At 68.1% G+C, this 25,929-nt stretch carries 24 protein-coding genes; 12 read left to right on the top strand and 12 right to left on the bottom strand.

Features of this window, described 5'->3' with window-relative positions; genetic code table 11:
- Positions 1-124 precede the first annotated feature (124 nt).
- Together ACFVMC_RS32680 and ACFVMC_RS32675 are read right to left on the bottom strand one after the other, a co-directional pair.
- Entirely contained in the window at positions 125-793 is a 669-nt protein-coding gene (locus tag ACFVMC_RS32680) for an MspA family porin (RefSeq protein WP_379216766.1), read from the bottom strand.
- Between the two features lie 47 nt (positions 794-840).
- The gene (locus ACFVMC_RS32675) at positions 841-1,515 is read right to left on the bottom strand and encodes an MspA family porin (protein ID WP_379216764.1); all 675 of its coding nucleotides are present in this window, start codon (positions 1,513-1,515) and stop codon (positions 841-843) included.
- Between the two features lie 172 nt (positions 1,516-1,687).
- On the opposite strand from ACFVMC_RS32675, the gene ACFVMC_RS32670 reads away from it, so the two are divergent.
- A complete protein-coding gene (locus tag ACFVMC_RS32670) occupies positions 1,688-2,731 on the top strand; it encodes a fatty acid desaturase family protein (RefSeq protein ID WP_379216762.1) in 1,044 nt (347 codons plus the stop codon).
- 6 nt (positions 2,732-2,737) lie between these two features.
- Here the strand turns inward: ACFVMC_RS32670 and ACFVMC_RS32665 are convergent, their stop codons facing one another.
- The gene (locus tag ACFVMC_RS32665; protein ID WP_379216760.1) at positions 2,738-3,616 is read right to left on the bottom strand and encodes a LysR family transcriptional regulator; all 879 of its coding nucleotides are present in this window, start codon (positions 3,614-3,616) and stop codon (positions 2,738-2,740) included.
- Positions 3,617-3,735: 119 nt separating this feature from the next.
- Between ACFVMC_RS32665 and ACFVMC_RS32660 the strand changes: the two genes are divergently transcribed.
- Positions 3,736-5,058, top strand: coding sequence for an MFS transporter (locus ACFVMC_RS32660; RefSeq protein ID WP_379216759.1), 1,323 nt, complete (start codon positions 3,736-3,738; stop codon positions 5,056-5,058).
- On the opposite strand, the gene ACFVMC_RS32655 is transcribed toward ACFVMC_RS32660, so the two are convergent.
- Positions 5,048-6,073: a lactonase family protein gene (locus ACFVMC_RS32655; protein WP_379216757.1), complete on the bottom strand. Its 1,026-nt coding sequence runs from the start codon at positions 6,071-6,073 to the stop codon at positions 5,048-5,050. The genes ACFVMC_RS32660 and ACFVMC_RS32655 overlap by 11 nt on opposite strands.
- Before the next feature lie 213 nt (positions 6,074-6,286).
- Here ACFVMC_RS32655 and ACFVMC_RS32650 point away from each other — a divergent pair, with 213 nt between their 5' ends.
- The 5 genes from ACFVMC_RS32650 to ACFVMC_RS32630 all read left to right on the top strand — a co-directional run bounded on the left by ACFVMC_RS32650 (position 6,287) and on the right by ACFVMC_RS32630 (position 10,746).
- Positions 6,287-7,678 (top strand): sugar porter family MFS transporter, encoded by a 1,392-nt coding sequence (locus ACFVMC_RS32650; RefSeq protein ID WP_379216756.1) that lies wholly within the window; start codon positions 6,287-6,289, stop codon positions 7,676-7,678.
- On the top strand, positions 7,675-8,871 hold the full coding sequence (locus ACFVMC_RS32645) for an FUSC family protein (protein WP_379216754.1): 1,197 nt from the start codon (positions 7,675-7,677) through the stop codon (positions 8,869-8,871). The genes ACFVMC_RS32650 and ACFVMC_RS32645 overlap by 4 nt, the downstream gene beginning before the upstream one ends.
- A 22-nt stretch (positions 8,872-8,893) precedes the next feature.
- Complete coding sequence (locus tag ACFVMC_RS32640; protein ID WP_379216752.1) at positions 8,894-9,853, top strand: glucose 1-dehydrogenase; 960 nt, start codon at positions 8,894-8,896, stop codon at positions 9,851-9,853.
- A gap of 57 nt (positions 9,854-9,910) precedes the next feature.
- Positions 9,911-10,228 (top strand): hypothetical protein, encoded by a 318-nt coding sequence (locus ACFVMC_RS32635; RefSeq protein ID WP_379216751.1) that lies wholly within the window; start codon positions 9,911-9,913, stop codon positions 10,226-10,228.
- Between the two features lie 305 nt (positions 10,229-10,533).
- On the top strand, positions 10,534-10,746 hold the full coding sequence (locus tag ACFVMC_RS32630) for a 3-keto-5-aminohexanoate cleavage protein (protein WP_379216749.1): 213 nt from the start codon (positions 10,534-10,536) through the stop codon (positions 10,744-10,746).
- On the opposite strand, the gene ACFVMC_RS32625 is transcribed toward ACFVMC_RS32630, so the two are convergent.
- Positions 10,724-11,401: a TetR/AcrR family transcriptional regulator gene (locus ACFVMC_RS32625; RefSeq protein WP_379216747.1), complete on the bottom strand. Its 678-nt coding sequence runs from the start codon at positions 11,399-11,401 to the stop codon at positions 10,724-10,726. The genes ACFVMC_RS32630 and ACFVMC_RS32625 overlap by 23 nt on opposite strands.
- Positions 11,402-11,500: 99 nt before the next feature.
- Between ACFVMC_RS32625 and ACFVMC_RS32620 the strand changes: the two genes are divergently transcribed.
- Positions 11,501-12,931, top strand: a complete 1,431-nt coding sequence (locus ACFVMC_RS32620; protein ID WP_379216745.1) for a carboxylesterase/lipase family protein — start codon at positions 11,501-11,503, stop codon at positions 12,929-12,931.
- Here ACFVMC_RS32620 and ACFVMC_RS32615 read toward each other — a convergent pair.
- Positions 12,928-14,451, bottom strand: a complete 1,524-nt coding sequence (locus tag ACFVMC_RS32615) for a hypothetical protein (RefSeq protein ID WP_379216743.1) — start codon at positions 14,449-14,451, stop codon at positions 12,928-12,930. The genes ACFVMC_RS32620 and ACFVMC_RS32615 overlap by 4 nt on opposite strands.
- Positions 14,448-16,367: a nitrate- and nitrite sensing domain-containing protein gene (locus ACFVMC_RS32610; RefSeq protein WP_379216741.1), complete on the bottom strand. Its 1,920-nt coding sequence runs from the start codon at positions 16,365-16,367 to the stop codon at positions 14,448-14,450. Before ACFVMC_RS32610 ends, ACFVMC_RS32615 begins: the two co-directional genes overlap by 4 nt.
- 173 nt (positions 16,368-16,540) lie before the next feature.
- Between ACFVMC_RS32610 and ACFVMC_RS32605 the strand changes: the two genes are divergently transcribed.
- The 4 genes from ACFVMC_RS32605 (at position 16,541) to ACFVMC_RS32590 (ending at position 19,785) form a co-directional block, all read left to right on the top strand.
- The gene (locus ACFVMC_RS32605) at positions 16,541-17,227 is read left to right on the top strand and encodes a cutinase family protein (RefSeq protein ID WP_379216739.1); all 687 of its coding nucleotides are present in this window, start codon (positions 16,541-16,543) and stop codon (positions 17,225-17,227) included.
- Between the two features lie 79 nt (positions 17,228-17,306).
- Positions 17,307-18,437 carry a hypothetical protein gene (locus tag ACFVMC_RS32600; RefSeq protein WP_379216737.1) on the top strand — a complete coding sequence of 377 codons (1,131 nt, stop codon included), beginning with the start codon at positions 17,307-17,309 and terminating at the stop codon, positions 18,435-18,437.
- Positions 18,438-18,462: 25 nt separating this feature from the next.
- Positions 18,463-19,317, top strand: a complete 855-nt coding sequence (locus ACFVMC_RS32595) for a hypothetical protein (RefSeq protein WP_379216735.1) — start codon at positions 18,463-18,465, stop codon at positions 19,315-19,317.
- 30 nt (positions 19,318-19,347) lie between these two features.
- Positions 19,348-19,785: a hypothetical protein gene (locus tag ACFVMC_RS32590; RefSeq protein WP_379216734.1), complete on the top strand. Its 438-nt coding sequence runs from the start codon at positions 19,348-19,350 to the stop codon at positions 19,783-19,785.
- Between the two features lie 109 nt (positions 19,786-19,894).
- Here ACFVMC_RS32590 and ACFVMC_RS32585 read toward each other — a convergent pair whose 3' ends face one another.
- The 5 genes from ACFVMC_RS32585 to ACFVMC_RS32565 all read right to left on the bottom strand — a co-directional run bounded on the left by ACFVMC_RS32585 (position 19,895) and on the right by ACFVMC_RS32565 (position 25,821).
- Positions 19,895-20,635: a GNAT family N-acetyltransferase gene (locus ACFVMC_RS32585; RefSeq protein ID WP_379216733.1), complete on the bottom strand. Its 741-nt coding sequence runs from the start codon at positions 20,633-20,635 to the stop codon at positions 19,895-19,897.
- Between the two features lie 433 nt (positions 20,636-21,068).
- Positions 21,069-22,034, bottom strand: a complete 966-nt coding sequence (locus ACFVMC_RS32580) for a helix-turn-helix domain-containing protein (RefSeq protein WP_379216731.1) — start codon at positions 22,032-22,034, stop codon at positions 21,069-21,071.
- Between the two features lie 122 nt (positions 22,035-22,156).
- Entirely contained in the window at positions 22,157-23,146 is a 990-nt protein-coding gene (locus ACFVMC_RS32575) for an NADP-dependent oxidoreductase (protein WP_379216730.1), read from the bottom strand.
- Between the two features lie 46 nt (positions 23,147-23,192).
- Positions 23,193-24,398 carry a DegT/DnrJ/EryC1/StrS family aminotransferase gene (locus ACFVMC_RS32570; RefSeq protein ID WP_379216728.1) on the bottom strand — a complete coding sequence of 402 codons (1,206 nt, stop codon included), beginning with the start codon at positions 24,396-24,398 and terminating at the stop codon, positions 23,193-23,195.
- A 256-nt stretch (positions 24,399-24,654) separates the two neighbouring features.
- A complete protein-coding gene (locus ACFVMC_RS32565; protein ID WP_379216793.1) occupies positions 24,655-25,821 on the bottom strand; it encodes an APC family permease in 1,167 nt (388 codons plus the stop codon).
- Positions 25,822-25,929: the final 108 nt, after the last annotated feature.

Genomic DNA, 25,929 nt, shown 5'->3' with positions numbered 1-25,929 from the left:
ACGGCCGGGGAAGATCCTCATCCTTCATCTCCGGTATGGGTCGGCGCTGCCAGTGATGGGCTACCCGGTGTCGACGCAGTCAGGGCCCCGGATTACTCCGGGGCCCTGAGCGTTTCGAGGGAACTCAGCCGAGGCTGAACGGCTGACCCCACAGGGTCACCACCGAGACGCCCTGCGCGCCACGGACTTTGACAATAACGAAGGCGCGAGCCTGGGCGTATCCGGCGCAGCCCTCGAGTGCGATGGTGGCGTCGGCCCAGGAGACGCTGCCGGTCGGGCCGCGGAAGGAGTTGGCCTTGCTGTGCTCCTCGTTGCCGTAGTCGTCGGGCGCCTCCAGGTCGAGGATCATGTGCCGCCCGGTCTGCCCGGGGCCCAGCCGGAGCGAGCCGCCCGCGGAGGTGGACACCGAGGGGTTCTGGCCCTCCCAATCGGTGCGTCCGTTGAGCGAGCCCTTGGCGGCGCCGCCGCTGATATCGACCTGGCAGCCCACGATGTAGCCCGGTGCGATCTTCGCGCCGACGCTGGATCGGTCGCCACCGGTCAATTCCACCTGTGCGCTGCCGGACACCCATGTATTCCGGTGCAGGGGAGTGTTTCCCAGCGACGGGTTGATGGTGGCGGATTCGCCCACCAGCCGGACCGTGATGGTCATGCCGTTGGGCAGGTCGCGAGTGAGTTCGCCGCCCGGCAGCGGCACGAAGGTGTCGGCGTCGGCGGCTCCGGCGGACAGCAGCCCGATCGTCGTGGCGGCGGCGAGTCCGGCGAGCGCCCCGCGACTTCTGCGGTTGATCATGAAGAGGTAGCCCCTCGGTAAGGATTGGTGGGTGGACGTCGAGGCGCTCAGCCGATGCTGAACGGCTGCCCGTAGAGGGTGGTCTTGGTGTGGCTGTCGCCGATGATCTCGAGGTTGGTGTACGCGCGCGCCTGCGCGTAGCCTGCGCAGCCTTCGATGGATATCTCCACATCGGCGTAGTTCACGAAATACGTTCCGGGCTCGGTGATGTCGGCCCGCTCGAGCTGCACCCACTTCACCTCGCCGGGCGCGAGCTCGACGCCGATGGCGCCATTGACCTTGCCGCTCTTGAGGTTCGCGCCGACGGACGCGCTCGCCGAGACGGCGTCATCGGAGATGCTGACCTGGCAGCCGATGATGTAGCCGGTATTGAGCTGGGATGCACCGAACGTGGCGGAGTTGTTGGTGCCGGGATCGTTGCTCGGCCCGCTGTCCGGTCCGACCTTGCCCTTGGGGGTGTCGGTGACTTCCGCCTGCACCATGCCCGTCACCCACACCACGCGCCCGGCGCCGTTGGCCGCCAATGACGGTGATACCAGGGCGCTTTCGCCGGTGCGGGTGATGAGGCCGCCGGGTGCGGCCTTCTGCCCGTCGGGGAGGGGGACGAAAACGTCGGCGTTCGCCGCGCCGGGGGCGCTCAGGCCGAGGGCCGCGACGGCCGTGGCCACAGCTGCGAATGTCCGCTTACGCACGATCAACCCCTGCTCCTCTGTTGTCTGCACATCAGGCGAAGCTAGCCTAACCTTCATTGTCGCGCGCTCGGCAGGGGCGATGTTGTGACCCAAGTCACCGATGATTCGGCCGGTGTGGGGGTTCTCGACTAGCACCGCAGACGGATTCCAGGCCATACCAAGGTATTACGAGCAACGAGACGACCGCCGATAGCGTCGGGGCATGAGCACACCCGCGGTGATTCCCGCCTCCCGTTCACGGTCGCCGCGCGGTGGCGCCGACGGCGATTACGCCCGCCTGCTGCGCCGCGTCTCCGCGGCGGGACTCATGCAACGGCGACCCTGGTATTACGCCGTTCGGCTCGGACTGGTCGGACTCGCGTTCGTGAGCGGCTGGACCGCGTTCGTCCTGGTCGGCGACTCGTGGTGGACGCTGGCGGTCGCCGCCGCGCTGGCCGTGGCCTTCGCCCAGGTCGCACTGGTCATGCACGATGTCGCGCACCGGCAGGTCTTCCGGCTGCGCCGACCGACCGAGCTGACGGGGCGGCTGGTCGGCAATGCCGGAATCGGCCTGGGGTATGGGTGGTGGCAGGACAAGCACACGCGTCATCACGCGAATCCGAACCACGAGGAACTCGATCCGGATGTCGCGCCCGATGTTCTCCTCTGGTCCCAGCGGCAGGCGCGGGCCAGTCGCGGCCTGCCCCGGCTGATCGGGCGCGCACAGGCGTACCTGTTCTTTCCGCTGCTCGTCCTCGAGGGCCTGAACCTGCATCTCGCGGGTGTGCGCGCCTTGCGGAACCGCGCATTGAAGCATCGAATCCAGGAGGGGGCGCTGCTGTTCGGTCATTTCGCCACCTACGCGACCGCCGTGTTCGCGGTGCTGCCCGCGGACAAAGCCCTGGCGTTCATCGCCGTTCACCAGGGCCTGTTCGGCGTGTACATGGGCTGCATCTTCGCTCCGAACCACAAGGGCATGCCGACCCTGACCGGCGACGAGCGCCCCGACTATCTGCGCCGCCAGGTCCTGACCTCGCGGAACGTGCGCGGCGGCGCATTCACCGATATCGCCCTCGGCGGCCTCAACTACCAGATCGAACACCATCTCTTCCCGAGCATGCCGACCCCGAATCTGCGCCGCGCCCAGGTGATCGTGCGCGACTACTGCGCCGAAATCGGTGTGCCGTACCACGAAACGGGGCTCATCGCCTCCTATCGCGAAGCGCTGCGGCACCTGCATGATGTCGGTGTGCCCCTGCGGCAGTAGGGCGGCTCAGGCCCTGCTGAGCGCGTACAGCAAGGGGCGCAGACGGTCCGGGGTGTCGTGGTTCTCGCGCCAGACCAGCCGCAGCCCCAGCGGTGGCGCAGGGATGTCGACGGCCGCGAGGCGGTCGGAATCGAGGTCGGATCGGACGGCGAATGTGGGGAGCAGGGCGATGCCGCGGCCCGTGGCGACCCAATCGCGGACCTGAGCCAGGCCGCCGACGGCCGTGAGATCGACATCGGGGCCCAGCCAGTGCTGGGTGGCCATCCAGAAGGCGCAGCGGGGTTCCCGGCCGATCAGGCTGCCCGCGCGGTGGATCTCGTCCATGGACACCGGATGTCCGAGCAGGGGATGGCCGGGCGCGACGACCACGGTCATGGCGACCTCGCGCACATCCAGGAACTCCAGGGGCGTGGTCGGTGTCGGAAACCCCAGATCGCCTACGCGCGCACCGGTATCGAGCAGTACCACCGCGTCGAGGTCACCGCGTTCGAGCGCCTCGAGGAGGCGGCCGCGGTCGGTCTCCGGCCGCAGTCGCACCTGGATGTCGGGGTGGTCGACGCGGAGTTCGTCCAGAATGGCAGGAAGCAGTTCGTTCGCGATCGAGGCCTGCGCTCCGACGGTGAATCCCGGTGCGGCACGCACCATCTCGGCCGCCTGATCGAGAGTGCCCAGTGCGGCGGCCGCCGCGCGGAGATAGCCGGCGCCGATGCCGGTCGGGTGCATACCGGTATGGTCCCGCAGGAACAGCGGCGCGCCGAGTTCGGTCTCGAGCCGGCGTATCCGGTCCGAGACCGAGGACGGTGCGAGTCCCAGGGCGGCGGCCGTCCTGTTCACGGTGCGATGCCGCGACAGCGCGAGCGCGGTGCGCAGTTGATCGAGGTCCACCCGCGCACTCTAGCCGGGCATTCGGATATTCCGAATGCCCGTGCGGTGTGACCGGTCGAGCTCCGGGTGGTGCGGGCGGACGCTGATGCCGCGTAATTCCGCCGCATCCAAGGAGATTCATGTCCGTGCTCGCAACCGTCGCCGATCGACGCCGAACCAGCGCGTCACTCGTCGGCGTCTCCCTCGCCTACTTCATGGTGCTGCTGGACACGACCGCGCTCGCCGTGGCCGGTCCCAGCCTGATGTCGACCCTGCACACGGGGGTGGTGGGCGTGGGCTGGGCCACGACCTCCTACACCCTGGCCCTGGCCTCGACGCTGGTCCTCGGCGGCAGTCTCGCCGATCGTTTCGGCCACCACCGGGTCTTCGCCTGGGGAGTGCTCGGCTTCGGCGCGGCATCGCTGGCCTGCGCGCTGGCGCCCACCCTGGTGGTCCTGCTCGTATTCCGAACGCTGCTGGGACTTTTCGCCGCCGGGATCGTCCCGAGTTCGCTGGGCCTGATCACCGCGCTGTACCCGGAGCCCCGGGCCCGGGGCCGCGCCATCAGCGCCTGGGCGGCGATCAGCGGCGCCGCGATGGCGATCGGCCCGGTCCTGGGTGGCTGGCTGATCGCGGTCGCCGGCTGGCCCGCGGTATTCGTCGTCAACGCCCCGCTGGCGCTGATCGTGCTGCTGCTCTGTCGAACTCGCGTCGCGATCCCGCGCCGAGCGCGCGCCCTCTCCTGGCTGCCGCACCTCGGCCTGGCGGCCACCCTGGCCGCCGCGACACTCGCGATCACCCAAGCCGGGCAGCGATCCTGGATTCCGGCCGTGCTGTCCGGTCTGCTCGCCCTGGGGCTGGGTTACGCCACGGCCGCCGCCGACCGGACCTCGCGCGCGCCCCTGATCCCCGGCGCGTTGCGCGGTAATCGGGCCGTGTGGACCGCGTTCGGCTGGGGCGCGGCGGTCAACTACGCCCTCACGACGGTGCTCTTCGCCCTCCCACTGCTGCTCGACACGGCCACGGGGGTGACATTGTTGCCGATGACGCTGCTGGTGGCGGTGAATCCGCTGATTACCGGGCGGCTCGTGGCCGCCTTCGGGTCGCTGCGTCCGATCCGGATGGGGCTCACCGCGTTCCCGGCCGGTCTGGGACTGGTCGCCGTCGCCATGGCCGATCATGATCGGCCCCTGTTACTGGGCGTCGGCTTACTGCTGTGTGGCCTCGGCGTCTCCTGGACGCTGCCCGCCCTGGTCGGTTTCGCGGTCGATCACGCCGCGGCCGAGACCGTCGGCTCGGTCGGCGGCATTCTCAACGCGACCCGCCAGGTCGGGGCGACGTTGGCCGCGGCGGTCGCCGGCGCCACCCTGACCCAGCACGCAGGTGCCAGCGCTGCCTTCCCCTTCGTGTTCGCGGCGGCGATCTGTGCGCTCGGGCTCGGCCAGGCGCTCGTCACTCGCTGAACAGCACCGCCGTGGCCGCCGGGAAATCCAGTGCGCCGCTCGGCGCGGCGGGCAGACCCGTCACCGGATCGAGGTCCAGCCAGGTGACGGTGCCGGAGGTCTGATTGGCCACGTAGAGGCGGGTGCCGTCGGGGGCGAGGTGCAGATCGCGGGGGAGGGCACCGCCGCAGGGCACGCTGTGCACCTGGGTGAGCTCGTCGCCGGTGATCTCGAAGGTGACGATGGTGTCGGGGCCACGGCTGGCGAGGTAGAGGCGGCGACCGTCGTGGGCGAGTACCGGTTCCGACGGAGCGCCGTGATCGGCCGCGTCGGTCGGAATCGATTTTCCCGGGCGCAATTCGCCGGTCTCGGCACGCCATTCACAGACGGTGACCGTGGAATTCAATTCATTGGCCAGAAATGCGCGGCGGCCGTCCGGGTGCCACACCAGATGCCGGGGACCACTGCCCGGTGTCATGGCGACGCGCGCATGCTGGTGCAAAGTGCCGTCGACGAGCCGATAGACATACACCGCGTCGACACCGAGGTCTACTACCACTACCCAGTGCCCGCTCGGATCGATCAGTACCTGATGGACATGAGGTCCGGCCTGCCGATCCGGATCGGGCCCGGCGCCGTGATGCGGTACGACATCGGTGAGCGCGCCGAGCCGGCCGTCCTCGTGCACGGCCACCACACTGACGCTGCCGGACATGTAATTGGCGGTGAGCACATGCCGTCCGTCCGGGCTCAGACACAGGTGTGTGGGGCCGATGCCTTGCACCGCAACGGAATTCAGGACGACGGGCGGGTCGGCGCGCAGGTCGACGGCGGTGACCGAACCGGGCCCGGCGCCTTCGTTCACCGCGTACAGACACCGGCGGTCGGCCGAGATCGCCAGGTACGACGGGTCGGCGACGGCGACGATGTCGTCGATCACCGGGCTCCCGGTACCGGGATCGATACTGGCGGTGGCGATTCCACGCCCGCCCGCGGCGCCGGTGGTGTAGCTGCCGAAATAAGCGCGATCGCGCATTTCGTCTCCTTCCGCCCGGCGCAGTCTAACAATGCCCAGGCAATTGTTCAGATAACGGTCTGAGCATTTCCTGGGAATGCCGCGGCGGCGTGGAATAGAGTTTCCCAGCGTTGTACTCGAGCAGCTTTCGCCGGTGACGGGAGTGAGCGGATGCAGGGGTTCTCCGAAAGTACGGGAGTACGTGGCCCGCTCGAGCACATTCCGTCCGCGGGAATGCGTAAAGTCGTCCGCTGGGCCGCGATCATCGCGGTCGGCGGGTTTCTCTTCGGCTTCGACACCGGTGTCATCTCCGGCGCCCTGCTCTTCATCAGCGACGAGTTCGGCCTGAACGCCGCGCAGCAGGGCAGCATCGTCAGCGTATTGCTGATCGGCGCGATGGTCGGCGCGCTGTCGGCGGGCCGGATCGCGGATCGCTTCGGCCGGCGCTGGACCATCGTGGGCGAGAGTGTGCTGTTCATGATCGGAACCCTGATCGCGGTGCTCGCGCCCGGGTACTGGGTCCTGCTGCTGGCCCGTGTCGTGCTGGGCCTGGCGGTCGGCGCCGCCTCGGCGACGGTACCGGTGTACCTCTCGGAGATCTCTCCGGCCGAGATCCGCGGCCGGATCCTGACCATGAACCAGCTGTTGATCACGGTCGGCATCGTGGTGTCCTACCTGGTGGACCTCGGGTTCTCCGGCAGCGGAAGCTGGCGGTCGATGTTCGCGGTCGGCGTGATCCCGGCGGCGGTGCTGTGCCTGGGCGCGCTGTTCGTGCTCCCGGAATCACCCGCCTGGCTGCTCACCCACGGTCGCCCCGAGCAGGCCCGCGACATCGTCACCCGCGTCGCCGGACCGGAACTGACCGAGAAGCTGGTGCAGCGGTATCGGGAACGGCAGCGCGAACAGCAGCACACCGAGCAGAAGCAGCGCCCCGGTATGCGCGCACTGCTGGCGCCCGCGGTGCGCCCGGCGTTGATCGTCGGCCTCGCGATGGCCGCGATCCAGCAGTTCGGCGGGATCAACACCATCATCTATTTCGCGCCGACGATCATCGAACAGACCGGGCTGAACGCCTCCAACGCGATTCTGTACTCGGTGTTCATCGGTGTCATCAACCTGGTCATGACCGTGGTCTCGATCGGCGCGGTGGACCGGTTCGGACGTCGCCCGCTGCTGATCATGTCCCTGCTCGGCATGATGATCACGGTGACGCTGCTCGGCCTCACCTTCATCTTCGCCTCGAATCCCAAGCTGTCGCTGGTGTTCATGGTGCTCTACATCGCCGCCTTCGCGGGCGGTCTGGGGCCGGTGTTCTGGGTGCTGGTCGGCGAGATCTTCCCGCCGCATCTGCGCGCGTCCGGCTCCAGCGCCGCGACCACCGTCAACTGGCTGTCCAACTTCGTGGTGAGCCAGGCGTTCCTGCCGTTGGCCAATGCCCTCGGACAGGGGCAGACCTTCCTCATCTTCGGCGTCATCTGCCTGGTGGGTCTGCTGTTCGTCACCCGGTTCGTGCCCGAGACCAAAGACCGCAACTACGACCAGATCGATGATTCGCTGCGGGAGCGCTTCACCAGCACCCACCACACCGGCCCACGTCCCGGCCGCGCCGTGGGCTCGCCCGGATGACCTTGGCGCACAAACTGACCCCGGCCCTGTCGGCGGCCGGCGTGCGAGTGGGCCGCGGGCTGTGGCCGGTGGCCCAGCAGACCGCCGCGGCGGCCGTCTCGTGGGGGCTGGCCTCGGCGGTCACCGGGCATCAGGCGCCGATCTTCGCCCCGATCACCACCCTGGTCGCGCTCAACGCCGACCGCGGCGGGCGCGGCAGCAACGCGGTCCGTTTCGTCATCGGGGTCATCCTCGGCGTCGTGATCGCCAGCTGGGCAACGGATCTGCTCGGTCACGGCGTGCGGGCGGTGGCGCTGGCGGTGGCCCTGTCGTTGCTCGCCGCGCTGATCATCGGCGGCGAGCGCATCATCATGGCGCAGGCGGGCGTGAACGCGATCGTCGCGGTCGTGACCGGCACGCAGGCCGGGTTCGCGCGGGTCATCGACGCGCTGTTCGGCGCGGCGGTCGCGCTGGTGTTCAGCCAGGTGCTGTTCCCCGCGCATCCGCTGGCCCTGCTGCGCCGCGCGGAGTCGGCGATTCTGGCCGACCTGTCCGCGGCCCTGGCCTGGACCGCTCGTGCCATGGCCGCCGGGCCGGGCGATTCGCTGGACTGGGCGCGTGGACCGCTGCGCGCGGCCTACGCCCAGCTGGCCGAGTTGAGCGAGGCGCGCGACCGCGCGACCGTCGCCGCGGTGCGGGCGCCGGTCTGGTGGGGGCAACGGGAACCCATTGCCCGCGAATGCGATTCGGCGGCCCAGTTGGATCTGCTGAGCAACAGCTGCCTGACCGTCACCCGGACGGCCATCGCCATGGACACCGGCACGCGGGAGGCGTTCGCGGCGGATGTGCGTGAGCTGTCGGAGATACTGGCTTCCCTGGTCGGGAATCTGGATCGCCGAGCGGTGCGGCAGCATGCCGCCGAGCGGGTCGCGGCGCTCGCCCGGCGTGGCGCGGAGGCGCAGGCGTGGTGGCCCGCGGTGGAACTGCTGCTGTTCGACATCCTGGTCTTCCTGGGCGTCGGGCCAGGCGATGCCGACCTGATCGTGCGCGATCAGCACACCGACGTGCGAGTCGCCCCGCCGCCCGCACTGAACCGCCCTGTCCCGCAGCGATTTTCGAACCGTAGATCTCCCGATGAGAAAGGCGGCAACCGTGAAGGCGATCACCGCGGTACCTGGAAAGCCCGACGAGCTCCGCGTCGGCGAGGTTCCTGAACCCACTGCAGCGGAAGGTGCGATGCTGGTCCGCGGGAAACTGCTCGGCATCTGCGGCACCGATGTCGACATCGTCGACCACGGCTACGGCTGGCTGCCGCCCGGCTCCGATCGGCTGGTGATCGGGCACGAATCGCTCGGGGAGGTGATCGAGGCGCCGCCGGGCAGCGGATTCGCGCCCGGCGATCTGGTCGCGGGCATCGTCCGCCATCCCGATCCGGTCCCGTGCCCGCCCTGCTCGCAGGGGAACTGGGATTTTTGCAGCAATGGGCAGTACACCGAGCGGGGGATCAAGGCGCGCAATGGTTTCGGGTCGCAGTATTGGCGGGTCGAACCGGAGTTCGCGATCCGGCTCGACCCCGGTCTGGGTGACTGCGGCGTGCTCATGGAACCCACCTCGGTCGTGGCCAAGGCATGGGAGCAGACCGACCGATTCGCAACCCGCATTCCCGTGCCGCCCCGCACCGTGCTGATCACCGGCGCCGGCCCGATCGGGTTGCTGGCGGCGCTGCTGGGGGTGCAGCGCGGGCTCGATGTCCACGTGCTGGACCGCAACGGCGATGGCGGCAAACCCGAACTGGTCGCCGACCTCGGGGCCACCTTCCACATCGGGGATGTCGCCGATGTCGGTATCGCGCCCGAGGTGGTCATCGAGTGCACCGGTCACGGACCGCTGGTGTTCGACCTCGGTGAGGTCACCACCTCCAACGCGATCATCTGCCTGACCGGGATCTCCAGCGGCACCGGCAGCAACAGCATCGCCACCGACGCCATCAACAAGCAGATGGTGCTGGAGAACACCGTGGTGTTCGGCAGCGTCAATGCCGCCCGCCGCCATTACGAGCAGGCCGCGGATGCCCTTGCCGCCGCCGCTCGCGACTGGCTGGAGCGGCTGATCACCCGGCGGGTGCCCATGGACGACTATGCCGAGGCGGTGCACAAGAAGCCCGACGACATCAAGGTCGTGGTCGACCTGAACTGAGCTGCCCCGAGTTTCGGTGGGTCGACGCCGATTATGCTGAAGCATAATATGCTTCGCATGAAGCAGACGAAATTCCTTGCCGCCTTTGCGCTTTCCGCCGCGGCGGTCCTGCTCGCCCCCGGCGCCGCGACCGCCGACGACGGCGTACTGGACGGCGTCGCCCCCGACTGGCTGGACTGCGCCCTGACCTGGAACGACGAGAACACCGCCGGAATCACCTGTACGGGCGGCGCATTCATCGCCATCGCGCAGTGCGCCAACGGCCAGCTGCTCAACGGCGCCGCCGCGGCGCCGGGTACGACCTCCTACGTCTACTGCACATCGGTGAACTCCGCACTTCAGGTGCCGGTCCTCTGGGATGCCGTCCCCGCCTGATGGGGTCCGGCAGACCGCTGGTGATCGAGGCCGCGATCAACGGGTCGACCTCCAAGGCGGCCAATCCAGCGGTGCCGCGCACGTGTTCGGCAGGTGCCGCGAGGTCGATCTCCCCCTACACGTCTCGGTCTTCGAGCCGGGATTCCTGCGGCTGACGCTCGCCCATCGCCGCGCCGGTCGCCTGCCCGAGCGCACGAAGATCCAGTTGTACTTCGGCGGACCGGCCGCGCTGTTCGGACTTCCCCCGACGCCGGCGGCGCTGGCGGGCATACGTCGAGATGCTCAGCGGGACAGGACTTCCCTGGATGGTCGGGGTTCCCGGGGGTGACGTCGTCGAATCGGGTCTGGCCGAGGCTGCCGTGCGCGCGGGCGGCCACGTGCGGGTCGGCCTCGAGGACTACGCCGGACCGGGGCGGCCCGCCAACGAGCACCTGGTTGCCGGGGCGGCCGCTCTGGGCCGGCGCGCAGGGCGCCCGCCGGCCGCGCCGGCGGAGGTCATGGCCGCGCTGTGGGGCTAGTGCGCCGGGCGCGGAGCAGGTCCAGGGCGTAGCCGGTGTACTGGTCGACGATCTGGTCCGGGGTGTAGGCCAGGGCGGGATTGTACCAGTGGGCGATGCGCATGCACATGCTGGCGATGGCGACGGCCGCCAGGGGCGGGGCGTCGACCTCGAACCGGCCGTCGGCGGCGCCGGCGCGGATCGTATCGGCCAGCAGGTGGAAGCACTTGTCGCGCTGGGCGAGGGCGGCCTCCGCGCGGGCGGCGGGCAGGACGTGCAGTTCGTTGTTGATGACAACGGCCAGGGCGGCGTAATCGATGTGCATGCGCGCATGGGCGCCGACCAGGGCGACCAGGCGGTCGGCAGGGTCGGTGTGCTCGGCCGCGGCGGCCTCGAGCGCGCGCCACATCTGCTCGTGTCCCACCGTGATCAGCTCGGCCAGTACGTCGTCTTTGGAGGGGAAATGCGCGTACAGGGTGGCGGTGGTGATCCCGACGCTCGCGGCCAGTTGCCGGATGGATGTACCGTGAAAACCGGTCTCGGCGAACAGGATCAGGCTGGCGCGCAGAATCGCGCCGCGGGTTCCGGCGGGGACGGCCGATTCGGGCAGGGCGGGGCTCACGGCGGCGAGCCGGCGCTGCCGAAGCGCGACCTCGCGCGTGTCGATCCCTGGCATTGCACTCCTCGTGGCGATCGGTCGGGTTGACAGCCTACCCCGGCATCTGTGACCCTGATCACCGGAGCCGATCGATCGATCGGTAGGGAGTAGGTCGGCATGGCAATCGACGAGCCCGTGGTGTCGGTCGGCGGCGGGCGGATCCGCGGCCGGACCAGCGGGGGAGTGACGCGTTTCCTCGGAATCCCTTATGCCGCACCGGTAGTGGGCCCGGCGCGATTCCGGTTGCCGGAGCCGGTCGCCCCCTGGTCCGGCATTCGCGACGCGTCCGAACACGGCCCGGCCGCCCCGCAACTGCCCTATCCCCGGCAGGTGCAATCGTTGCTGGGAGTTCCGGAGCGCCAGGCCGACGACTGTCTCAACCTCAGTGTGTGGACCCCGGATCCGTCCGGTGCCGGACTGCCGGTCATGGTCTGGATCCACGGCGGCGCGTTCACCCGCGGCGCGAACTCGTATCCGCTCTACGACGGCACCGCCTTCGCCCGCGACGGCGTGGTCCTGGTCTCGATCAACTACCGCCTGGGCATGCCGGGATTCGCCGTGCTGCCCGACGCGCCGCACAACCGTGGATTGCACGACCAGCTGTTCGCGCTGCGCTGGGTGCGCGAGAACATCGCCGCCTTCGGCGGTGACCCCGACAATGTCACGGTGTTCGGCGAATCCGCCGGGGCGATCAGCGTGGCCTGCCTGCTCGCGGCCGAGTCCGCTCACGGTCTGTTCCATCGCGCGATCCTGCAGAGCGGCAACGCTTCCGCGGTGGCGACGACGGCGGATTCGGCCCGGGTGACCGCGGCCGCTGCGCAACTGCTCGGGGTCCGCGCCGGCGCCGCGGAGTTCGGCGCGCTGCCGTCGGAACGGCTGCTGGCCGCGCAGGCGGAGGTCGGCGCGAACCTGGCCGCCGATCCGGATCCGGCCCGCTGGGGCGCCTCGGTGATCTCGGGCGGGTCCGCGATCATGAGCATGTTTCCGGTGATCGACGGCGACCTCGTGTCCGGTGTCCCGCTCGACGTGCTCGCCGCGGCGCCCGGTCGGTGTGTGCCGCTGCTCGTCGGGACCAATGCCGAGGAATTCCGGCTGTTCGCCGTGCCGATGGGGCTCGCCGGTGCGATCGACGCGCAAACCCTGCCCCTGCTGCTGGACCGCGCCGGTATCGGCCCGGGCGTGCTCGCGAAATACCGCCACTCGGAGGCCAAACCCGGCGACCTGTACTGCGAGATCCTGACCGACCGCTTCTTCCGGGAACCCGCGCGACTCCTCGCCGCCGCCGTCGACACCTGCTACCGCTACGAATTCACCTGGCCCACCGAGGTCCTGCAACTGGGCTCCTGCCACGCCCTGGAACTGCCGTTCGTCTTCGACACCCTCGCCGTATCCCACCAGCTCACCGGCGACCACCCACCCCAACACCTGGCCGACGAAATCCACAGCGCCTGGGTCTCTTTCGCCACCGACGGCGACCCGGGCTGGCCGGTGCGGGAGGCGGACGCGCCGGTGCTGCGCTCCTTCGGCACATCGGTGGTCAGCCACTAGACGCGGGTGCGGAGCTCGGTGGCGGGGGCTCGGTCGAGGAGTTCGAGCAGGCGGGCGGTCCAGGTGAGTTCGGCCGCCATGCGGTGTTCGTCGAATTTGTCGAGGTGGCCGTCGGGGATATCGGCGCAGAGATAGTTGGGGCCGCCGATATAGGAGACACCGGGGAGTCCGGTGGTGTGGAGTCCGGCGCCGACGCCGAAGAAGGTCGGGCCGATCGGGGCCAGCAGGGCGCTGCGGCGCAGATCGGTCTGCTCGGTGGCGGCGATGGCGGCGGCACGGATGCCGGTATCGCTGTGGAAGGCGACGGTCGGTTCGACCTGGCCGGTCGGCAGGTAGCCGGCGGGGGAGTCGATCCACTCGGTCGCGCCGAAATGTTCGATCGTCACCGAGGCGACGGCCCGGCCGAGCAGGTCCGGATGCCGTTCGACGAATCCGGCGGTCTCCGGTAGTCCGGGCCCGAAATGACCGGTGACCGAGCTGAATACGAGATCCCGGTCGGTGCCCCGCCCGGCGAAGTATTCGGCGAGGCGCAGCTGGGCCAGCGCGCCGTTCTCCTCGAACGCGTTCATGCCGTCGGTGTGCGTGTGCACGATCAGCGCCTCGCCGGATCCACCGCGCCCGGGCAGTACGGCGACGAGACTGTCACTGCTCGCCTCGGCCCGTTCGGCCCGTAATTCGAGGACGGCATGCGCGCCCGTCGCGCCGCGCAGGCGAGCGCCCTGCACCCGGTCGACGATCACCGCGGGCAGATCCTGGTACCCGCGCGTGAACGGAGTGTATTGGCCGAGGGCGTTCTCGGGTGCGGCGTCGAGGATCAGCACCGCGCCGACCGCCCCGGCCTCGCGGAACGCGGTCAGCGAGGTGGCGGTGAGCAGGGTGAGCCAGACCCGGGCGTAATCGTCACCGGGGCGCCAGAGTCCTTCGGGATCGTGCCGGTACCTGGTGACGGAGTCGAACACGCCGAGCGTCAATCGCGGGATCGGATTGTCGACCACCACGATCTTCCCGCGCACGTCCCCCACCGCGACGAGCGCCGTCCGCACCAGTCGGTCGACCAGACCCTGTGCGCTGGAGAGGCTTTCGGTCTTGCCCGGATGGACGAGTTCGGGCACGGTCAGGCCGGGCAGGTAGATCAGCTGCCCCGACACACCACCGGGTGCGGTCGCACCGGAATTCGGGTACGGAGCGGCGACCGGGATCAACCCGGGGGCGCCACCGCTGGTGACTGTCAGGGCCGGCGCTTCGGATGTCCAGCGGGAGAAGGTGAATCGGTCGCGCTGCACGTGCAGCCCATGGCGCTGGTAGGTCGCGTGCATGTGATCGACGAGCGCGTCGTGGGCGGCGCTGCCCGGGTAGCGCGGGCCGAGATCGACCATCGCCGCGACATCGGCGGCCAGTGTGGCCGGTCCGGCGAGCCTGGGGAGTGGTTCGGCGCGGGCCCGGGTACGGGCGGTCGCCGCGAGGGCCAGGGCCGCGCCCAGCAGGGTGCGTCGCGGCAGCGTCGGTCGAAAGCCGGTCATTGGCGGTGCTTTCCGGAGTAGGCGACGGCTGGGCGCTGCGGGAGGACGAGCAGAGTGGACGGTACGCGGACGACGGTACGGACGCCGCCGTATTCGGACTCGGTCAGCCGCACCGTGACACCGTGTGCGCTGGCCAGGCGGGCGACCACGAACAGTCCCATCCGGGAGTCCTCGGAGAGCCGGCTCAGCCCGAATTCGGCCGGCTCGGTGAGCAATTCGTTGTAGCGATGGAAATCGGCCGCGCTCAGGCCGACGCCGCGGTCGCAGATCTCGAGCACGAGCCTTTTGCTGTGGAAGCGGCCGCTGACCTCGACGTGGGCGGTGGGCGGGGAGAAGCCGGTGGCATTGTCGACGAGTTCGGCGATCAGATGCACCAGATCGGCGACGACGGCGCCGATCAGCGACACCTCGGGGATGGTGCCCAGACGCACGCGGGTGAAGTCGGTGGTCTCGCCGATCGCGCCGTGCAGGATGTCGATGATCGGAACCGGGTTGCGCCACTGCCGATCCGGTCGGCTGCCGCCCAGGATCAGGAGGTTCTCGGCATTGCGGCGCTCCCGGGTCGCCAGGTGATCGAGTTTGAACAGCATGTCCAGCAGCGCCGGATCCGCCTGTCCGCGTTCGGCATCGTCGAGTATCTCGAGCTGGCGGTGCACCACCAGTTGACTGCGCCGGGCGATATTGACGAAGACCGCCTGCACGCCTTCGCGGGTGCGTGCTTCGTCGACCGCGGATTTCAGCGCCGCGGACGCCGCGTACTCGAAAGCCTTGGCCACGTCGCCGATTTCGTCGCGGCCGAAGTTCAACTTGGGTGCGGCCGCGTCGAGTTCGGAGCCCGCTCCGGTCTTCGCGTGCCGCATGGCGGCCGGGAGCTGCCGGTCGGCGACGGCCAGGGTCGCGTCGCGCAATCGCCGCAGCCGCCGGATGATCCGATTGGCCAGCAATACGGCGATCAACAGTGCCACCACGCTGCCGGTCGCCACGATGGCGGCGGTCAGCAGGGCCGACCGCTCGGCGCGGCGTGCCGCCGCGGCGGCACTGTCGCTCGCGTACAGGTGCTGACCGGAGTAGACGGCCAGTAGCCGATCGCCGACCTCCGTGGCCGCCGCCTGCCAGTCGTCGAAGGCGATGGCCGGTGTCGTGCTGGATTTGCTGTGTATCCGTTCCAGGACGGCGGTTTCCATCTCCGAGAGCCGCCGCCAGGCGTCCCCGGCGGTCAACTCGACCAGGGCGGCGTTGCGTGGCTCGCCGAATTCGGTTGCCAGATTGCGGATCTCGGCCCGATAGAATCCGACCCGGGTGTGGAATTCGTCGAGCGGAAAGGCGCGTCCGTTCGAGCCGATCAGCGCGACGGCCACCGCGTTGGCGCGCGACATGGCCTCGGTCGCGCTGAGCAGGCGCACCGCTTCGGACACCATGGTCGCCAGCATCGGGTCCGGCGCCGCCTGCTGTGCCCGGCGGAATCCGTCGTTGAACAGCGAGTAGGGGGCGTTGAAGAAGGCGTAGGCGTCGGCGGGTGAGATCCGGCGGCTGTCGACCGCCGCGCGCACCGCGGTGATCGCGCCCGCGAACTTGGCGTGCTGTTCGGGGATGTTCGCCTGCACGTGCCGCAACGAGTCTGCCTGGGCGAGTGCGTAGAAGCCCTGGTCCACGCGTAGTCGTGCCGTCGGTAGCTCGGGTAGTTCGGCGTCGCCGGTCAAGCGGCGCAGCGACAGCAGCCGTTCGTGCTGGACCGCGGCGAGCAGTTCGGTCGCGACCGGACGTACCCGCTCGATGTCCTCGGCCCAGTCGCGGATGCGGTGGCTGTCGCGGAGCAGATCGCCCGCGGTGAGCGCGCCGAGGACGAGCAGGGTGAGGCTGGGGATCAGCGCGATCGCCGAGATCCTGGTCCGAACGCCGAACCGTAGCGTGAACATCGGCTCAACCTAGGCGGGTGGCGCGGTCGCGATGCGCGGTCTCGCGCCGTTTTGTGTGGGTTGAGTAATCCATCGACGGGCGGATGATGAATTACCCAGCGCCGGTGCTCGGACGCCGTTCGGTGGCCCGGTCCGGCCTACCGTTTGCCGACAGTTCGACGAAAGGCAAAGGCATGGTAATCATCCGACCGCGTGGGCCCCTGCTGTCGGCGACGCTGATCGCGGCGCTGGCGATGCTCGCCGCGACCACGCTGACCACCGTGGGTGCGCCGACGGCCGCGGCGGCGGGATGCGCCGACATCCACGTTGTCGCGGCGCGCGGCACCAATGAGCCCGGCGGCGCGTGGAGCAAATTCAAGCTGGGCACCGTGGTCGGCAATCCCGTGTACTCGGCGATCGCCGACACGCTCGACGTCTCGACCAACGCCTACCGGGTCGACTATCCGGCCAGTTTCGATCAGCCCGCGTCGGTGCAGGCCGGAAATCGTGATCTGGTCGAGCATGTCGTGGCACAGGCCGACGCGTGCCCGGATCAGCGTTTCGTCCTCCTCGGGTATTCGCAGGGCGCGAATGTGGTGGACAACTCGCTGGGGTTCAGTAGCGAGGGCGCGAAGGTCGGCGGCCCGATCGTGGCGACCGTGCCGAACGCGCTCGAGCCGCGGATCGCCGCGGTGCTGTTGTTCGGCAACCCGATTCGCGAGCTGGGCAAGGAGATCACCGGCACCTACGCCGAGCGCACCTTCGATGTCTGCAACGACAACGATCCGGTGTGTGACCCGAAGGGGACCGACTGGAACGTGCACACGCGCTATGCCCGACATGCCACTGCCGCAGCGGAATTCGTCGCAGCACGGATCTGAATCGGGCTTGGAAACCAGAGCATAGCGAGTTATGCTCTGGTTTCGTACAGGGCGGAATGCCATGAGGTGAGGGGGGCACATGGATGATCTGAATGTCATCCACCAGCAGCTGACCGGCTTCGCGCTGGATCTGCACGACGTCGCGACGACGTTCTCGTCGAACGCCTCGCGGCAGTTGCCGGGTGTGGTGCTGCCCAGCGGAGCGGCCGAACTCATGCGCACCCTGGCCCCGGCGTTCGAGAAGTTCCAGAACGCGGTGGCCACCGCGCACAAACAAGATGTGACCACGGTCGCCACCCTGGGTGCGCGGCTCGGCGGCGCCAAACGCGAATACCGAACCACCGACTCCGGCTCGTCGGCCACGCTCGCGGCGATCCAGAGCGTCGGATTGTCCGGTGCGCCCGCCGAATCGGCTGAGCCGCAACGGTTCAGCGGTTTGAATCTGCCCTATCTGGCCCCGGTCGAGGACGCGCCCGCGAAGGTCCGCAACGTGGTGACCGCCGGGATCGACCTGATCGCTCCGTTCGACGAACCGTTGAGCCGCACCATCGGTATCAAGCCCGCGGCGGACTACCTGGACCCGCTGGTCGGCGATTGGGAAGCCCTGCAAACCGTGGGGGAGCGGATCGAACTGCTCGGCATCAACGACCACACGGCGTCGGAGAACATCGTCGGCGGCACGAACTGGCTGCAAACCGGCTGGACCAGACTCGGCTCACAGGCCTTCGGTGACAAGGCGAATCCACTCGGCGAGACCATCGCCGGGCGCAGCTGGGATTTCGACGCGGTATCCAAGATCGTCGGGCACGCGGGTGCCAGTCTGGAACGCCTGGTCTACAACCAGTCCGTCGAGCTGAGCAGCGGGCTGACCCGGCCGATGACCTTTCTGCGATTCACACTGCCGCTGGGGGTGTGGGCTCAGCTGATCGATCTCCCCATGCGCGGTTCGCAGCGATCACAGATCGTCACGGCGGCCGAGGAGTTGAAGCGATCGGTGAAGGCGCGGCACGACACGATGACCGACCTGCTCGATCAGGTGTCGTCGGCGCTGAGCTATACGCCCGACCGGAACGCGCCGAAGTTCACCGCCGCGGATTTCGAGGTTCCGGCGAAAGTCACGCCCGGTGCGCACGTCCTGAACTACGGGTACGGCAGCAACATGTGGTGGCAGGACAAGCCGGTGTCGGACAACGGCGTACTTGCCGTCTGAAGCAGCCAGATAAGAGTAGATCGACATGGTAGTAACCAGTCCGACGCCCAAGCCGTCACCCGGGCTCGCCCCGCAGGCACCGGCGGTTCCGTCACCCACACCGAATCCGGCACCAGGGCCGCCTCCGCAGGCGCCGCCGCCTCCGGCGCCGATTCCCGGCGCGCCGGCCAAGCCGAAGTCCGATGCCGGTGCGGGCGAATGGGATTCGGAACCCTGGTACAGCAGGGGCGAGGATATCGCGTACGCCAAGATCGCGGCCGCGGTCGTCGACGCGGCCGACGCGCTGGGCTACACGCACGCGGCCGCGCATCTCGATCATTACCTGGACAACACCGGGGACACCCTGGATGTCAATGTCGACTCGGTGCTGCACGACGTTCCGGAGGCCAATACCTACGCCAATGGGATTGCGGCGAAGGAGATCCGAAGAATCGCCGCGGCCGCGGTCGCGGCCTCCGACTACGACCGGCTGATCACATTCGAGACGCCATGGGACGGCGACTTCTACATCAAGAAGAGCATGAACGACGACTGGTTCTTCGCCATGGGAGGCATCTGGCTGTCGGCGACCGGAGTAGTGATCACACGTGAGGGGGCGGAGGGCGCCGCGCCGAACGTTGAGGTGGAATACCGGATCCACCTCTACGATCGGTACAACTGGGACGACGGTAAAGAGACCGAAATCCTCTTCGTCACCGTCTCCGACGAGACTCTGGCGGGCTTGCACACGGCGGGTCTGGCGCGTGAGTACGATATCGAGGGCACCAGCGACGTGCGTAAGTACTCGGGGCCGGTCCCCTCCGATGGTGCCATGAAATTGCCGGGCTCGAAGGACAGCCGCGACGGGGAACGAACAGATCCCGGTCGGCAGCGGAATTGATCGGCTCGGATGAGTATCGGGAGTCCTCGAATGGCGCGTAGCGCGGTCACCATCCTCACCGCCGGCGCGCTGGCCCTGGGGCTGACGACGGCGTGCGGCGATTCCGATCCTGCCGAGATCGCGGCGGAGGCAAGCGAATTCGGCGGCATCGTGCTACCCGAGGGCGCGACGGTCCTCGGTACGCGAAAGGACGAGGACCGCACCACCCTCTATCGGCTCACGCTCTCGACGGACCCCGAGGGCGTGCGGCACCTGCTGTCCGCTTCGACGATCACGGCGCCGCCGGAGCGCGCGTTCGAGGTCGGGGAAACCACGATCGCTGGCCCGCCCCTGGAAACCTCGCCGATGTTGCTGCGCGTCGCGGACGACTATCAGCGACCCGACGGCAAGTCGATCGCCCGGATCGTGATCGTCGACGAACGCGACCCCGGCCTGCGCTACGTCCACATCCAGCTGTCGGATACCTAGGCCGAGCGGCTTCCTCGGGCGCTCGACCTCGGCACCCCGAGTATGCGGTGATCAGCCTGGAACCGCCTGCCCGTGATCGTTCAGCCGGTCGGACGACGCGGTCGGGAAGTCATGAGGCACTCAGCGATTCGAGCTGCGGTACGCGTCGCAGATACCAGCGCGGCGTTCGCTGCTCGACGGAGCAGGAGACGAGCTCGTATCCGGCGGACAGCAATTCGCCCAGGCGGGTGTAGAACAGTTCGCTGGATCGGCTCGGAAGTCGACCCGCTGTCCCGCATTCGACGAGTTCGAGACAGTCGTCGTACCGGTCGGTGGTCTCGAGCCGGGCCCGGGACGGGCTGACATCCCATTCGGCGATGACGCGATGGCTGGGCCGCGTGCCGTACATGTTCGGGACGAACCACCGCCCCTGCGCGCCGATGACATCGAGATAGAAGTGGGCATTTCGTGCGTTCCGCGGGTCGAAAGCCCAGCGCACGCGGTGGACGCCGATCACGCGGGCATGGTGGGCGATCGCCGCCATCAGACGTCGTCCGATGCCGAGGTTCTGATACGCGGGGTGCACCACGATGAGCTGCAGGTATAGGTGCGCGCCCGTGGCCCGGCCGGTGATGCCGGTGAAGCCGTAGGCGAAACCGACCAGGGTATCCCCGATATGAGCGCCGAGGACGAATCCACCCTGTCCGGCCATGGCGGCGAGCAGCCGCGGCGCCATCGTGCATTCCGACGCGGGCGCGTGGAACACGGTGCGGTACAGGTCTATCCCCTCCGCGATGACCGACGGATCTGTGATCGGAGCGATTGCTGGACTGCCCGGCGGAACGTCGGTCGCGCTGTGGTCGATACTCACCGAATCCTCCTGCATCTTCTGGGTGTAATCCGAAACCGGCAAGATGCTACAACGTTGCTGGACTATTCACGTCGAGCAAGTGTGTGCGGGTGAGTCGAGTGGAGATGTCTCGTTTGCCGCTGTGTTAGAGGCGAATTCGAATACTTCGGCGGTATCCGCGTCCGGTATGCCTCATTCGAGGTCTGATAACTGGTTCATAGCTGCTGCTGGTCGGGCGGCGAGACTGATCTGCGCCGGTACGGCCGATGAGCCGAAAGACATTCGGGTGCAGGCGAATTCGTTTAGTGACCGCCGGCGCGGGGTCCGCGAGCGAGTCGGTGAACACGTTGGAACGCCGATTCGACCGTGCCGGACGCTACGTCGAGCGCGAGGACGCACCAGACTACCGACCGCGCGTGGCACGCGCGGTCGGTAGATGGCAGCTGAGGTCGGTCTAGCCGCCGGACACGGCCTGCCGGCGGAACTCGGCGGGACTCATCCCGGTCTCGGCGCGAAACGCGCGATAGAAGTGCCGATCGCTACTGAACCCGCACACATGCGCCACCGACGCCACGGTTTTGTCCGGGTACTGCGTGAGGAGCGTGCAGGCACGCTCGATCCGCAACCGCCGAAGCAGGCGCATCGGGCCTCCCCAGGGCTCGGCGAGCAACCGGTGCACTGTGCGCCGTGAGAGCCGGCAGGCGACAGCGATGGTTTCCACATCCAAGGCCGCGTTGCCGAGTTGCCGATGCAGGAACGACAGCACTCGTTCGCGCTCCATGGTCCGCATGGCGTCCTCGCTCGGCCGGCTGATGCGTCCCAGCGCCAAACCTGCGCCGAGCAGATCGATTCCGGCGCGCAGCAGCGCCGGCGCTGCCTCCGCGGACGGCGGCAAGGTGGCCAGCCGCCGGAAATAGTCGACGACCAGCGCTCCGTGCGCGGTTCCGTCGAGCACTACGGCCGAAGGGAACTGATCCTCGCCCAATCCGGAGGCGGCCAGAACGAGCTCGCGGTCGGCGCGGATCATCAGAGACTGGAACACCCCATTGCGCTCCATCTGTGGGTGCAGGTCGTCGATGATGTACATCGATCCGACCGGCGCCGAGAGCTTTTGGTCGTCGATCATGATCTCGCACGATCCGGCGAGTGGTAGCAGTGCGACGACTTGGGGCCGGTCCCCACGGGCGATGTGGCGTGCGGTGCGCCGGGCAAGCTGGGGCGCGGCGTTGCTGATCGCGACGGTCGACATTTCCGAGGTGTAGAGCGGGGTGAACGACCAGTTGAACGGGCCCGTACCGATCGGTTGTAGCGAGCACGCGGTCATGTCATCGGCGAGCACGGCCTCCCACGCGGCGAAGGAGTCCCGCGGAGGCATGCCCGCCGCCGACACCGTTTCGCCGCCCACCACGACCTGGTCCATGCGGGCCAGTATTCCCGATCGCTATCGACACGCGAGAGCCGCGACGCGCTCTGGCGCAGTACCACTCCGGAGAAATCAGGCCACCCTGAAGCCAGGTGGCCTGATGACTGACGGGATGGCCGCTAATCGACGCGCAGCACGATCTTGCCCGACGTCTGGCTCAGTTCCGCTTGCCGATGCGCTGCCGCCGCCTCGGCCAGCGGGAACACCGAATCGACCACGACCTTCAGCTTGCCCGCGATCACCAGGTCGGTGATCGCGGTGAGAGCGAGCCGATCGGGCTCGACCAGGGTGAAACCGGTCGAGATTCCGCGCCGTTGCGCTTCGGCGGCCGCGAACTCGTCCACGGCCAGAATCGACACGAGCGCGCCGCCGTCCTCGAGCACACGCAGTGAACGCGCGCTGTATGGGCCGGAGATCGGATCGAACACGATGTCGACCGGGTTGCCGGCCAGCACCTCCACGAAGTCGGCACCGCGATAATCGATGACCTCGTCCGCACCGAGACCGCGCACGAAGTCGTGCTTGGGCGCACTCGCGGTCCCGATCACATACGCGCCGCGGCTCTTCGCGATCTGAACCGCCAGGTGCCCGACGCCGCCCGCGGCCGCGTGGATGAGCACTCGCTGTCCGGCGGTGAGCCTGCCGGTGTCGATCAGGCCCTGCCAGGCGGTGAGCGCCGCGAGTGGCAGCCCGCCGGCCTCGTCGAAGCTCATATTGGCCGGTTTGGGCACGAACTGTCGTGCCGGTGCGGTCACATACTCGGCGTATGCGCCGGGCAGAACCGGGAATTTCGGCATGCCGAGCACTTCGTCGCCGACTTCGAAATGCGTGACGCCGGTGCCGCACTGCGCTACGACACCGGCGACGTCATAGCCCATGATCGCCGGGAACGCGACAGGCTCCATCCCGTTCCCGGCGCGGATCTTCCAGTCGATCGGGTTCACGCCTGCCGCGCGGACGCGCACCAGGATCTCGGTCAGCCCGGGTTCGGGGCGCTCGATCTCGACCAGTTTCTGGACATCGGGATCTCCTTCTCGATCCGCGACAACGGCGCGCATGAGCGGTCGGTTCGGTGAATTGTCGCCCAGGCGGTGCAACGTGGAAGTCATTGTCTCTCGCAAGAATCTGCTCCTCGACTGTCGGTGGTGGATTCGATCAGACGCGATTACCGAAGAAGGACACGACGCCGGCGATCACCAATTGCTGTTCGCCGTAGGTCAATTCGGGATAGATCGGCAGGCACAGCAGCTTGGAATTGTTCGCGCATGCGACCGGTGTCGGCTCGACACGATGCGGAAGATCCGCGAACGCGGGTTGTTCGGAGAGCAGGTACGGGTAGATTCGCTCGGTCGATATGCCGCGGTCTTTCAGATAGGACTCCAGTTCGGCGGCGTGCTCGGTGTGCACGGCGTACTTGTAATAGACGTGTTCGCGTCCCGGCAGTACGGTCGGCGTCTGGAGCGGAAGCTGGGCGAATGCCCTGTCGTAGGCTTTGGCGATCATCCGGCGCTGGACGTTCCAATGTGTGAGCATCGATAGCTGATAGTCCAGGATCGCGGCGTTGAGTTCGCTGAGCCGTGATCGGGTGCCCCAGCAGTGGTGCAGATAGCGAACGGTGCGGTCGCGGCCGAGATTGTGCATGCGTTGCATGGCAACAAGATTCTGCTCGTCGCGCACGATGACGAATCCGCCGTCGTCCAGGCCGCCGATATTCTTGCCGACCCACATGGAGAAACAGCCGAAGTCCCCGAACGAGCCGGCCGGACGGCCGTGGTAGGTGGCGTCGTGCGCCTGAGCGCAGTCCTCGATGACCGCCAGACCGTGTTCGTCGGCCAGCGCCATGATGTCGTCCATGTCGGCGACCTGGCCGTACAGGTGCACCGGGATGATCGCCTTGGTTCTCGGCGTGATCGCCCTGCGGATCGCCTCGGGCGAGATGAGCCAGGAGCCGGGCTCGACATCCACGAAGACCGGCACGGCGTGCGCGGCGTTGACCGCGAAGGCCGTGGATACGAACGTCATATTGGGCACGATCACCTCGTCGCCGGGACCGACGCCCGCGATACGCAGCGAGAAGTGCAATGACTCGGTGCCCGAGGAGGTGGCGACCCCGTAGCGATTGCCCCAGCGCGTGCCGAGCTGTCGCTCCAGTCGGTGGGTGTACTCGCCGAGCAAGGATGTTCCGCTGTCCACGATGTCGTCGAGATATCGATGAATCATCTGTTGCATGTTCGCAATTCGACGGTGCTGTCCGTCGGGTGGCACCGGGACGAATTCCGTGCCGCCGGTTTCGATAGGAGCAACTAAGGTTCCAGACATGCTGAATGGTCCTCTCGGAAAGAGGATCCGGAATGGATCCATCTGGTCGACTCGAGGTGCTGAGACGTCGAACTGGGCCCTGGTGGGACGACCTTGGTTATTCGACGATAGGCTATTGGTATGCCGCTCAGCGCAACTGTGGTGGGCCTCCGTGACCCGGGATAAATTGGCCCACCAATCTGGTTGGAATGGATGCAACGCGAATTGTGTGGGCCGGGTGAGTGTCGACGACAATACGAGAGGCACTGCGTTAGCGACGAGTTTGCGGTTAGTGGGTCGCTGACGCAGCGCCGCGCAGTTAGTCGGCGACGGGCGCCTCGGCGGGCGACTCCGGCTCGGGCCGCCCGGCGCGTTCGACCGCGTCCGCCAAGACGATCCGGCCGACCCGGGCATAGATCTCGGGCCGCCTGGCACGCAGGTACAGCGCCAGCAGTACGCCGAGGGCGGCGGTGCCGGCGATCAGCCACGGAATCGCGCGGAAGAACGGCGTCCCCGCCGCCGCGCCCGCCGCCGCGCCGAGATTGACGAACAGCAGCGCGACCACGACCGTCATCGCGACGCCGCCCACCAGCGGCGCCACCAGCGTGCGGAACCAATGCCGGGCCTCCGGGCGGCGCCGGTGGAAGTAGACGACCACCGCGAAGGAGCATGCCACCTGCACGATCAGGATCATGCCCGTGCCGAGCACCGCGGTCAGGGAGTACAGGCTCGAGTAGGGATCCTGACCGAACGCGGCGAACAGCAGCACGACCGTTGCCGCGAAACCGGTCTGGACCAGCGAGGCGATATACGGCGAGCGGTGGATTCGGTGGGTGCGGCCCAGCCGGACCGCGACGATACCCTCGCGGCCGATCGCGTAGAGGTAGCGGCTCGCGCAGTTGTGGAACGCCAACCCGCAAGCGAAGGAGCCGGTGATCATCAACCAGGCGGCCACGTGCACTGCCCACTGCCCGACGAACTGCCCGAGTGGGTTGAATATCAGGCCGAACGGATCGTGCTGCGCGATCTCGACCGACTGCTGTAATCCGTTGCCGGACACTGCCATCCACGACACAAAGACGTAGAGGAGGCCGATGCCCACGACCGAGACGATGGTGGCGATGGGGATGATTCGCTTGGGATCGCGGGACTCCTCGCCGTACATGGCCGTCGATTCGAAACCCACCCAGGACCAGAACGCGAAGAACAGGCCGAATCCGGGGTCGACGCCCTGAAAGGCGTTGACGGGGTTGATCGGAGCGGCCGGGATACCGTCCGGACCGCCGCCGTGCACCAGCACCGAGACGGCCATGGCGATCAGGATGGCGACCTCGCCGACGAGCAGCACGCCGAGCACCTTCGCGGCCAGATCCACCGCGAAATAGGCCAGCGCCGAATTGAGCGCGAGCACGATCACGGCGATGAGCAGCCATGGCACCCGAAGTCCCAGTTGGGATTCGAGGGTGGACTGCGCGAACGAGGAGATGAGGCCGACCAGTGTGTTAGGCGACGCTGAAAATGCCGATCAACCAGGCGTTGAAGATGCCGACCATCAGAGGCAAGAGAACCCCGCCGGGCATAGCCGCAGCGGGGT

Source organism: Nocardia sp. NPDC127579, assembly GCF_042672005.1.
In the GTDB taxonomy this organism is placed as follows: domain Bacteria; phylum Actinomycetota; class Actinomycetes; order Mycobacteriales; family Mycobacteriaceae; genus Nocardia.
This window is presented reverse-complemented; position numbering and strand designations above follow the sequence as displayed.

Coding starts and splice junctions, on each gene's coding strand:
- ACFVMC_RS32640 (WP_379216752.1), top strand. CDS start 8,894: ATGCTGGTCCGCGGGAAACTGCTCGGCATCTGCGGCACCGATGTCGAC.
- ACFVMC_RS32575 (WP_379216730.1), bottom strand. CDS start 23,146: ATGACTTCCACGTTGCACCGCCTGGGCGACAATTCACCGAACCGACCG.
- ACFVMC_RS32580 (WP_379216731.1), bottom strand. CDS start 22,034: ATGGACCAGGTCGTGGTGGGCGGCGAAACGGTGTCGGCGGCGGGCATG.
- ACFVMC_RS32660 (WP_379216759.1), top strand. CDS start 3,736: ATGTCCGTGCTCGCAACCGTCGCCGATCGACGCCGAACCAGCGCGTCA.
- ACFVMC_RS32635 (WP_379216751.1), top strand. CDS start 9,911: ATGAAGCAGACGAAATTCCTTGCCGCCTTTGCGCTTTCCGCCGCGGCG.
- ACFVMC_RS32650 (WP_379216756.1), top strand. CDS start 6,287: ATGCGTAAAGTCGTCCGCTGGGCCGCGATCATCGCGGTCGGCGGGTTT.
- ACFVMC_RS32610 (WP_379216741.1), bottom strand. CDS start 16,367: ATGTTCACGCTACGGTTCGGCGTTCGGACCAGGATCTCGGCGATCGCG.
- ACFVMC_RS32600 (WP_379216737.1), top strand. CDS start 17,307: ATGGATGATCTGAATGTCATCCACCAGCAGCTGACCGGCTTCGCGCTG.
- ACFVMC_RS32590 (WP_379216734.1), top strand. CDS start 19,348: ATGGCGCGTAGCGCGGTCACCATCCTCACCGCCGGCGCGCTGGCCCTG.
- ACFVMC_RS32595 (WP_379216735.1), top strand. CDS start 18,463: ATGGTAGTAACCAGTCCGACGCCCAAGCCGTCACCCGGGCTCGCCCCG.
- ACFVMC_RS32630 (WP_379216749.1), top strand. CDS start 10,534: ATGGTCGGGGTTCCCGGGGGTGACGTCGTCGAATCGGGTCTGGCCGAG.
- ACFVMC_RS32670 (WP_379216762.1), top strand. CDS start 1,688: ATGAGCACACCCGCGGTGATTCCCGCCTCCCGTTCACGGTCGCCGCGC.
- ACFVMC_RS32625 (WP_379216747.1), bottom strand. CDS start 11,401: ATGCCAGGGATCGACACGCGCGAGGTCGCGCTTCGGCAGCGCCGGCTC.
- ACFVMC_RS32645 (WP_379216754.1), top strand. CDS start 7,675: ATGACCTTGGCGCACAAACTGACCCCGGCCCTGTCGGCGGCCGGCGTG.
- ACFVMC_RS32605 (WP_379216739.1), top strand. CDS start 16,541: ATGGTAATCATCCGACCGCGTGGGCCCCTGCTGTCGGCGACGCTGATC.
- ACFVMC_RS32615 (WP_379216743.1), bottom strand. CDS start 14,451: ATGACCGGCTTTCGACCGACGCTGCCGCGACGCACCCTGCTGGGCGCG.
- ACFVMC_RS32655 (WP_379216757.1), bottom strand. CDS start 6,073: ATGCGCGATCGCGCTTATTTCGGCAGCTACACCACCGGCGCCGCGGGC.
- ACFVMC_RS32570 (WP_379216728.1), bottom strand. CDS start 24,398: ATGGATCCATTCCGGATCCTCTTTCCGAGAGGACCATTCAGCATGTCT.
- ACFVMC_RS32620 (WP_379216745.1), top strand. CDS start 11,501: ATGGCAATCGACGAGCCCGTGGTGTCGGTCGGCGGCGGGCGGATCCGC.
- ACFVMC_RS32680 (WP_379216766.1), bottom strand. CDS start 793: ATGATCAACCGCAGAAGTCGCGGGGCGCTCGCCGGACTCGCCGCCGCC.